Below are 2,323 nucleotides of genomic sequence, written 5' to 3' on the forward strand. Positions count from 1 at the left end.
CTGCGACGCGGAAATCGCGCGCCGTTGCCGCGCCCCGCAGTGCCCGCTTCCCCCGAGAACAATTATCAGTGCAGGTAAAAGGCCTGTCGATTTTCAAAAAAGGCAGGTATGGTCGGCTCTCTCGAGTTAAACGTAGTAAATAGGTCCTTTTCTTGGCGCGTGGTCAGCTCAATGCTAATCTCCGTGCCGGAACTGGCCCAGTTGTTTGTAAGTTGCGGTGATATAGGGACTGTTTGGCGCTTTGGAGCCTCAAAACAGTCCCTATATCACCGCAACTTGGAAGGGGCGGGCGGTGTCGGATGAGTGGCGCTGGCTGGTTGGGGCGGTTTAGGCCTGTTTGCGGCACTTCCATTGTTTGCGACACCAGCGCATGAGCGCCTTTACGATGGGAATCGTGATGAGGATGATCCATGCAGGATGGGGCTGTCCCAAACAGAGCCACATGTAGAGGAACCAAGCGATGGCGGCTGCTGGATAGACGCATTCAGTGAGCTTTGACAAATGGCGTCGATCGATAAAGTCACCAATCGCGTAGTAGACGGGAACCAAAAAGACGAGGAAAAGCCCCATGCCCCATGTGCCGTAGACAATGCCGAGCACCAGATAGGCGAGAGTGACAAGTGCGGGGAAGGGGAATTTGTTCCATGCACGTCCGACCTTGGTGTGGAAATGCTTGCCATGACGGTCGAGCTTGTCGTGTGCTTCCTTCCAGCTGGAAAACGTCTCGCCGTCGATGGTGACGGTGCCGTCGTCATTGGTACGCACGCTATGTCCATCGTCCTCAAGCGTATCGATATGCACGCCGCCCGGCCCCACATGCACCTCTTCGCCCTTGCGCTCGTTGGTCACATGGATGCCGCTCCAACCAACATGGACTTCCTCGCCTTTATTGGGATCAATGACGTGGATACCGCGCGCGAGGGAAATATCGACAAGTGGTTTGTCACCGCAATCGGCGTGCTCGGCAGAATCCTCAGCCTCGTCAGCCACATCCGCCGTCTCGGTGTCGGCGCTACCGTCCTCCGGGCCGTCGGCATCGTTGGCCGCCTCCCCATATAGCAGCTTGTCCAACGACACGCCATACAGCGCGGCGAGCGCAATGAGGTTATCGGTATCGGGTGAGGACTCGCTGCGCTCCCATTTACTAACAGCCTGGCGGCTTACGCCCAGCTGGGCAGCAAGCGCCTCCTGAGAAAGCCCGGCAGCTTTACGGCGATCGACGAGGCGCTGTGCCATCGCAAGATCCATGGTGGTTCCTTTCGTTTGATGGTCGAATCGAATGAGCCGAGTATGCCGAGAACAACCGGTAGCGACCACCATTTCTAGTTAGAATCTGCTCAAACCCTACCGCAACTACCGGTAGCAACCCCTAACGACCAGCCATTTTAGGACAAATGTCAATGCAAGTAGCAGCCAAGAGCTCCCACTCAGTAAATTGCGGTGGAATAGTTCCTAAATTCAGCCATTTGGGGGTGCGGACAGAAAGTTGGACCGTGAAGCGGTCCGGACTGGAGGTTCGCATGTACAGCAGGGAGAAGGTCGAGCTCTTCCTCCTGGCGACGGAGGACGGCATGGGGCCGACCGCCGCCGCGAAGTTCGCGGGGGTCTCGGTGGGCGCGGCCAAGAAGTGGGCGACGGGCCACCTCCCGCACAGCTACACCGGGGCGCGCTGTAGAATCGTGGCGAGGAAACCGCGCCGGAAGGAGGCCAGCTTGGGCCCCGACAAGTCGATCTACGCCCCGCCCGCGACCGGCCCGCTCGCCGGGCTCAACGAGGACCAGATAGAGAACCTGTGTTAGCGTCAATCTATTTTTCACCAGTTTCGCTAAACAGGCGCACCGTTCGCGCAAAGGCGGTTTCACCGGTTGCGCTAACGTATTTTCACCGATTCCGGTCACGGCTTGACGGGCCCGTCCCTCGGCAGGTCCTTCAGCCTGTAGGACCTGCCGGTTATCTTGACCAGGTGGCAGTGGTGGCACACCCTGTCCGCGATCGCGCTCGCCGCCACGTCGTCCCCGAACACCCTGCCCCAGCCGCTGATCCCCACGTTGGTGGTGATGATCGTCGAGCGCTGCTCGTAGCGCGTCGATATCAGCTGGAACAGCAGGTCCGCGCCCGCGCTGCCGACGTCGAGGTAGCCGAGCTCGTCGATGATCAGCAGCCTCGAGTGGGCGTAGTACTTGAGCCTCTTCTTGAGGATGCCGCGCGACGAGGCGTCCTCCAGGTCCTCGACGAGCCGGGCGCAGTCTGGATTGGCAACACCTATTTGGACGATTCCGGGAGGGACAGCCCCGCCTCCCTGAACTCGACCGGAGACATGTAG

The 2,323-nt window shown here is 59.4% G+C and carries 3 protein-coding genes; 1 reads left to right on the forward strand and 2 read right to left on the reverse strand.

All coding sequences use genetic code 11. The features are described from left to right. Window positions 1-327 precede the first annotated feature (327 nt). Window positions 328-1,248, reverse strand: a complete 921-nt coding sequence (locus AB5405_RS09730; protein ID WP_368138347.1) for a helix-turn-helix domain-containing protein — start codon at window positions 1,246-1,248, stop codon at window positions 328-330. Between the two features lie 272 nt (window positions 1,249-1,520). Here AB5405_RS09730 and AB5405_RS09735 point away from each other — a divergent pair, with 272 nt between their 5' ends. Further along, entirely contained in the window at window positions 1,521-1,799 is a 279-nt protein-coding gene (locus tag AB5405_RS09735; protein ID WP_368138348.1) for a hypothetical protein, read from the forward strand. Window positions 1,800-1,894: 95 nt separating this feature from the next. Here AB5405_RS09735 and AB5405_RS09740 read toward each other — a convergent pair. After that, on the reverse strand, window positions 1,895-2,323 hold a 429-nt coding region (locus AB5405_RS09740), incomplete at its 5' end, for an ATP-binding protein (protein ID WP_368138349.1).

It is taken from the genome of Collinsella aerofaciens, assembly GCF_040920445.1.
In the GTDB taxonomy this organism is placed as follows: domain Bacteria; phylum Actinomycetota; class Coriobacteriia; order Coriobacteriales; family Coriobacteriaceae; genus Collinsella; species Collinsella aerofaciens_BH.